This is a genomic window from Vibrio sp. V08_P9A1T1 (assembly GCF_963874405.1).
Classification (GTDB): domain Bacteria; phylum Pseudomonadota; class Gammaproteobacteria; order Enterobacterales; family Vibrionaceae; genus Vibrio; species Vibrio anguillarum.
The window spans coordinates 1-6,617 of record NZ_CAWNIB010000089.1; the positions used below are offsets into that span (position 1 = coordinate 1).

Annotated in this window: 7 protein-coding genes and 1 other annotated feature; of the genes, 5 read left to right on the forward strand and 2 right to left on the reverse strand. The window is 44.9% G+C overall.

Translation table 11 applies throughout. The features are described 5' to 3' along the window. Nucleotides 1-472: putative 4-hydroxy-4-methyl-2-oxoglutarate aldolase (locus AACT21_RS04660; protein WP_141195267.1), on the forward strand; the 472-nt coding region annotated here is incomplete at its 5' end. Here AACT21_RS04660 and AACT21_RS04665 read toward each other — a convergent pair. Further along, nucleotides 469-972 carry a hypothetical protein gene (locus AACT21_RS04665; RefSeq protein WP_013856110.1) on the reverse strand — a complete coding sequence of 168 codons (504 nt, stop codon included), beginning with the start codon at nt 970-972 and terminating at the stop codon, nt 469-471. The genes AACT21_RS04660 and AACT21_RS04665 overlap by 4 nt on opposite strands. Before the next feature lie 242 nt (nt 973-1,214). On the opposite strand from AACT21_RS04665, the gene thrL reads away from it, so the two are divergent. From thrL to thrC, 4 genes are all read left to right on the forward strand, one after another. Further along, nucleotides 1,215-1,292 carry a thr operon leader peptide gene (gene thrL / locus AACT21_RS04670; RefSeq protein WP_100208354.1) on the forward strand — a complete coding sequence of 26 codons (78 nt, stop codon included), beginning with the start codon at nt 1,215-1,217 and terminating at the stop codon, nt 1,290-1,292. Next, nucleotides 1,230-1,347: a sequence feature (Thr leader region), on the forward strand. It overlaps the preceding gene by 63 nt. 29 nt (nt 1,348-1,376) lie before the next feature. Further along, nucleotides 1,377-3,836, forward strand: coding sequence for a bifunctional aspartate kinase/homoserine dehydrogenase I (thrA, locus tag AACT21_RS04675; protein ID WP_026027387.1), 2,460 nt, complete (start codon nt 1,377-1,379; stop codon nt 3,834-3,836). An 18-nt stretch (nt 3,837-3,854) separates the two neighbouring features. Further along, nucleotides 3,855-4,811, forward strand: a complete 957-nt coding sequence (gene thrB / locus AACT21_RS04680) for a homoserine kinase (protein WP_094164465.1) — start codon at nt 3,855-3,857, stop codon at nt 4,809-4,811. Beyond that, the gene (gene thrC, locus AACT21_RS04685; protein WP_017047475.1) at nt 4,808-6,091 is read left to right on the forward strand and encodes a threonine synthase; all 1,284 of its coding nucleotides are present in this window, start codon (nt 4,808-4,810) and stop codon (nt 6,089-6,091) included. Before thrB ends, thrC begins: the two co-directional genes overlap by 4 nt. Nucleotides 6,092-6,200: 109 nt before the next feature. Here the strand turns inward: thrC and grcA are convergent, their stop codons facing one another. Beyond that, the gene (grcA, locus tag AACT21_RS04690) at nt 6,201-6,578 is read right to left on the reverse strand and encodes an autonomous glycyl radical cofactor GrcA (protein ID WP_026027385.1); all 378 of its coding nucleotides are present in this window, start codon (nt 6,576-6,578) and stop codon (nt 6,201-6,203) included. Nucleotides 6,579-6,617: the final 39 nt, after the last annotated feature.

Below are 6,617 nucleotides of genomic sequence, written 5' to 3' on the forward strand. Positions count from 1 at the left end.
ACCAGATATTTGCGATAAATTTGAATCGCAAATCAATATATTGGATTTGCCTTTGCAAACTTTTGGTTTAAGGAGTGCTTTTTGGGGGCAAATTGTCACCGTACGTTGCTATCACGATAACTCTAAAGTTCGTGACGTATTAAGCCAAAATGGTAAAGGTAAAGTTTTAGTCGTCGATGGTAACGGTTCGTGTCAAAGAGCGTTATTGGGTGACCAACTGGCGATCATGGCGATTGAAAACGGTTGGGAAGGGGTCATCATTTATGGAGCGATACGCGATGTTGCTGCGTTATCGCAAATGGATTTAGGCGTGAAAGCGTTAGCGAGTTGTCCACTTAAGACCGATAAGAGAGGTGCAGGCGAAATTAATGTGACGCTGACTATCCTCAACCAGATGATTCAGCCGGGTGACTATGTTTATGCCGATTGGAATGGTGTTTTAACGTCAACTCAAGCGCTAGACTGGCACTAGAATCTGAAACCCACCCCAAATTGAACGCCTTGTTGCCACTCTTGATAATCAAGGGTGGCATGTAAATCAACGTTTTCTGACAGTTGAAGTCGGCTAGATAGCTCCGCCGCCATAGCATCAGCACTGCTCGTATCATTCGGATTACTGGCGGCTGAACGCAAGGTGCTTTTTAGTGATAATTTGGGGGTTAGCTGGTAGCTGAGGCCACTTAAAAAACCACTTTCGGAGCCGTAGTCGGAATTATTTATTCTCGCTCCAATGTACAGATCTAAATTGTCAAAAAGGTTATAAGAATAACCGCCATCAATAGTCCAACTATCAAATTGTTGACCATCACTTTCGCTTGAAAGAAATAATCGATGTGGAGATTGGCTCTGTGAAGAAGGAAGTGCAGGTAAGGTATTGGCCATGCTAGATAAAGAGATAAGCAGAAATAAACATAGTGCAACTTTTAGTTTCATCTGCCTCTCCTTATTCTTGTTTTGAGTTACTGCGTCCACTGCGGTAACAACAATTAAAGCACAAATTTCACACGATGACAGCGTTATGTATATAGCATTTTGTTATTTGCTTATGTGTAAAATGGTTGTACTTAATGTGCAATAAGTATCTTATTTGTGTTGTGTTTTTTAATTTGATTAATTCGGAATGACTATAAAAAATAGCAGATTTTCGTTGACTAATGATGACGAAGTAAGGTAAACGTAAAGGCAATTAAACACACGAGTATTTAAATTTTTCTATGTTACAGCGCAGCCTAGTAGTAATGACAACCACCATTATTATTACCGACATGACACATGTTGGGGCGGGCCGCTGAGCGAAAAGTTTTTACAAAAAAGGCCTGTATCCCACCAGATACAGGCCTTTTTTTATACCAATTTGAACTGTTTTGGAGGAAGGGATGCGAGTATTAAAGTTTGGAGGTTCATCGTTAGCCGATGCTGATCGTTTTTTAAGGGCGGCAGATATCATCGTTAACAATGTACAACAAGAAGAAGTCGCCGTTGTGCTCTCTGCACCGGGAAAAACCACCAATAAATTAGTGGCAGTTATTGAGAGTGCTTTGCGTAATGGCGAAGCAGAACGCCAAATAGCGGAGCTTGAATTCTCATTTTTCGATCTACTCGCTGGCATCAAAGCACAATTACCTAATGTGGATTCGGCCGCTTTTGACAATCAAGTAAAAACGTCACTGTCTCAGCTGCGTCAATTTGTACACGGCATTAATTTACTCGGTATGTGCCCAGACAACGTCAATGCGCGCATTATCAGTAAAGGTGAGCGAGTCTCTATCCAACTGATGAAAGCGGTACTTGAAGCAAAAGGACAAGCGGCTGCACTGATTGACCCAGTACAATATCTTTTTGCTAAAGGTGAGTACCTTGAGGCAATGGTCGATGTTGAGATCTCCACGCAAAATTTCAAACAAAATCCACTTCCGCAAGCGCATGTTAATATTATGCCGGGTTTCACGGCTGGTAATGAAAAGGGTGAATTGGTCTGTCTAGGCCGTAATGGCTCGGATTACTCTGCGGCTGTGCTTGCGGCATGTTTACGTGCAGATTGTTGTGAGATTTGGACCGATGTCGATGGCGTTTATAACTGTGACCCACGTTTGGTTGCGGATGCTCGTTTATTAAAATCACTCAGCTACCAAGAAGCGATGGAGCTTTCGTATTTTGGCGCGTCAGTGTTACATCCCAAAACCATTGCACCGATTGCACAATTTCATATTCCGTGTCTTATCAAAAACAGTTTTAACCCTCAAGGCGCAGGCACGCTGATTGGTCAAGATACTGGTGAAGATAAGCTGGCTATCAAAGGTATTACTACACTCAATAATTTGACTATGGTCAACGTCTCCGGCCCAGGCATGAAAGGCATGGTCGGCATGGCCAGCCGTGTATTTGGCGCGATGTCTGCCGCAGGCGTTTCTATTGTGCTGATTACACAATCCTCTTCAGAATACAGCATCAGTTTCTGTATTGAGGCGCAAGATAAAGCCCTTGCCAAAAGAGCATTATCGGAAGCGTTTGAACTGGAATTAAAAGATGGCCTACTTGAGCCTGTCGAGTTTATGGATGACGTTGCGATTGTCACTCTGGTTGGTGACGGCATGCGCACTTCGCGCGGAGTGGCTTCTCAATTTTTCTCATCGCTGGCTGAAGTTCACGTCAATATTGTTGCCATTGCACAAGGCTCTTCCGAGCGAGCTATTTCGGCGGTGATTCCAGAAGATAAAATTTCAGAAGCGATCAAGGCTTGTCATGAAAATCTCTTCAATTCTAAGCATTTCTTGGATGTGTTTGTGGTCGGTGTTGGCGGTGTCGGAGGCGAATTAGTTGACCAAATTCATCGTCAGCAAGCCAAACTAGCCGATAAAGGAATTGTGATTCGAGTGTGTGGCCTTGCCAATAGTAAGGCACTATTACTGGATAGCGAAGGCTTGCCGCTGGAGCATTGGCGTGATCGAATGCATAGCGCGAGTGAAGAATTTAGCCTCGCAAGGCTTATCTCTCTAGTGCAGCGTAACCATATCATTAACCCTGTCTTAGTTGATTGTACTTCCAGTGAAGTGATTGCCAACCAGTACGCCGAATTTCTGGCTGCGGGTTTTCATGTTGTGACGCCTAATAAAAAAGCCAATACCGCAAGCATGGCCTACTATCACCAGCTGCGTGAAGTGGCGCGCAACTCGCGCCGTAAACTGATGTACGAAACGACGGTTGGTGCTGGTTTACCTGTGATTGAAAACTTGCAAAATCTCATTGCCGCTGGTGATGAGTTGGAAAAATTCAGCGGTATTTTATCTGGCTCTCTCTCGTTTATTTTCGGCAAACTGGATGAAGGTATGACACTTAGTCAAGCTACGCAGTTAGCTAAAGACAAAGGTTTCACTGAGCCTGATCCTCGTGATGATCTGTCGGGAATGGATGTGGCTCGTAAGCTGTTAATTTTAGCTCGTGAGGCGGGAATGCCTTTAGAACTGGATGATGTAAAAGTCGATCTTGCTTTGCCACCGGGTTTCGATATTTCGGGTACAGTTGAAGAGTTTATGGCGCGCTTGCCGCAGGCTGATGCTTATTTCCAAGAGTTATCCACTAAGGCAGCAGCCGAAGGTAAGGTATTACGTTATGTTGGTGAAATATCAGAGGGCCAATGCAAGGTGAAAATTGCAGTGGTCGATGAAAATGACCCAATGTTTAAAGTCAAAGATGGTGAGAATGCACTGGCGTTTTATAGCCGTTATTACCAACCGATTCCATTGGTGTTGCGTGGTTATGGGGCGGGTACAGAAGTAACAGCAGCAGGGGTGTTCTCTGATGTGATGCGCACCTTAGGTTGGAAGTTAGGGGTTTAATTGATGAGTTCAAGTGACATGAGTGTGGTGGTGTATGCTCCAGCTTCAATTGGTAATGTGAGCGTTGGGTTTGATGTTTTAGGGGCGGCCGTGTCGCCAATTGATGGCAGTTTATTGGGGGATCGCGTTGAAGTTAAAGCGGGCAGCGAACCTTTTGTACTCGAAACTGCAGGTCGCTTTGTCGACAAGCTGCCACAAGATCCAAAGCAGAATATTGTTTACGATTGCTGGCTTGTTTTTGCCAGAGAGCTTGAAAAAAAGAGCATTACAGTAAAGCCGTTGCAAATGACGTTAGAAAAAAATATGCCTATTGGTTCAGGCTTAGGTTCGAGTGCTTGTTCAATTGTTGCAGCTTTAGATGCGTTGAACCAGTTTCACGGTAACCCACTTAATCAGACTGAGCTTTTAGCGCTGATGGGCGAAATGGAAGGTAAAATTTCAGGCGGTATACATTATGATAACGTTGCCCCCTGCTACTTAGGCGGCGTGCAATTGATGCTTGAAGAGCTAGGTATCATCAGCCAAGAAGTGCCTTGTTTTGACGATTGGTATTGGGTGATGGCGTATCCTGGGATTAAAGTTTCCACAGCCGAAGCGCGAGCGATCTTACCTTCACAATATCGTCGACAGGACATCATTGCGCATGGTCGTCATCTCGCAGGTTTCATTCATGCTTGTCACTCAGGTCAGCCTGAGCTAGCGGCTAAACTGATCAAAGACGTGATTGCTGAACCGTATCGTGAGAAACTTCTGCCCGGCTTTTCGGATGCGCGTAAATACGCTGCATCAGCCGGAGCGCTCACCACTGGCATTTCCGGCAGTGGCCCAACACTGTTCAGTATTTGCAAAGAAAAAGAGGTTGCCGAGCGAGTTGCTCGTTGGCTTGAACAACATTATGTACAAAATGAAGAAGGATTCGTCCATATTTGTCGCTTAGACAAAAATGGCTCGACCGTTACAGGAAGTGCTCTATGAAGCTTTACAACATAAAAGAAAATGATGAACAAGTCTCTTTTGGCCAAGCCGTACGCCAAGGATTAGGACGCAATCAAGGGCTATTTTTCCCAGCAGAGTTGCCTCAGTTTGAAGATATTGACGCGTTACTAGCCGAAGATTTTATCTCTCGTAGTACAAAAATTCTCAGCGCCTTGATTGGTGATGAATTACCCGCAGAGCAAGTGAATGCGATGGTTGATGCGGCTTTTCAGTTTCCAGCACCGATTAAGCAAGTGAAAGACGGCATTTATGCTCTAGAGCTTTTCCACGGCCCAACGCTGGCATTTAAAGATTTTGGTGGTCGCTTTATGGCGCAGTCACTGGCCGCTGTTTCAAATGGTGGACAGATCACCATTTTAACCGCGACTTCTGGTGATACTGGCGCAGCGGTGGCTCATGCCTTTTATGGAATGCCAGACATCAAGGTCGTGATACTTTACCCTAAAGGTAAGATCAGCCCGTTACAGGAAAAACTCTTCTGCACTCTGGGCAACAATATTCACACTGTCGCGATAAATGGTGACTTTGATGCTTGCCAAGCGTTAGTTAAGCAGGCTTTTGATGACGCCAAGCTTCGCCAAGAGATCGGTTTAAACTCTGCAAATTCAATCAATATCAGCCGTTTAATGGCACAAATTTGCTACTACTTTGAGGCCGCATCACAATTAAGCAAAGCGCAGCGTGAAAACTTAGTCATCTCCGTACCGAGTGGCAACTTTGGCAACCTAACCGCGGGTCTGTTGGCAAAAGCATTGGGCTTACCTATCAAGCGTTTTATCGCGGCAACCAATGCCAATGATACCGTTCCTCGTTACTTAGAAACGGGTCAATGGGATCCAAAACCCACGGTAGCGACCACATCGAATGCGATGGATGTAAGTCAGCCGAACAACTGGCCGCGCATCGAAGAGCTTTGTCGCTTAAAGGGCTGGGGGCTAGATACCTTAGGTAAAGGTGCGGTATCTGATGCACAAAGTGCGGATTCAGTTCGTGAACTTTACGCGCAAGGTTATTTGTGTGAACCGCATGGTGCCATTGCATATCGAGTTTTGGATGAGCAGTTACAAGCGGGAGAAACGGGGCTATTTTTGTGTACTGCGCACCCTGCCAAATTTAAAGAAGTCGTTGACGATGTGCTAGGCACTGACATTGAATTACCAGCTCCTCTTGCAAAACATGCAGTGATGACGTTGCTTTCTGAAGAGTTAGACAATGATTTTGACGCTCTAAAAACGGTGTTAAGACGCGTTCAGCCTTAAAGAGATCCTGATTTCATCTTATTGAAGTCAGGATGATATTCCTCTAACGATAAAAATGGCGCTCATTGAGCGCCATTTTTGGATATGAATATTCTCATCAACGCTATGATTATAGCGTCTCAGTGAAAGTACGTGCGATAACGTCACGTTGCTGTTCTTGAGTCAATGAGTTGAAACGAACAGCGTAACCAGAAACACGAATCGTCAGTTGCGGATACTTCTCAGGGTGTGCAACGGCATCTTCAAGAGTTTCACGCTTAAGAACGTTCACATTTAGGTGCTGACCGCCTTCGATGCGAGGTGCTGTTTCAATCGCAACTTCACGGCTTTCATACTCACCAAGGTCGCTGACCGCGATAACTTGATCTGCTTGGTAGCCTGCGTTAGCGGCAACGCAACGTGCTTCATTCTTTTCGTTATCGAGTAACCAGATAGAATTTAGTAGGTTGTCGTTTGCTGCTTTTGTAATTTGAATGCCTTGAATCATCACTATCTCCTAGTCCACTTAAGTGGCGTTATTGGTGTT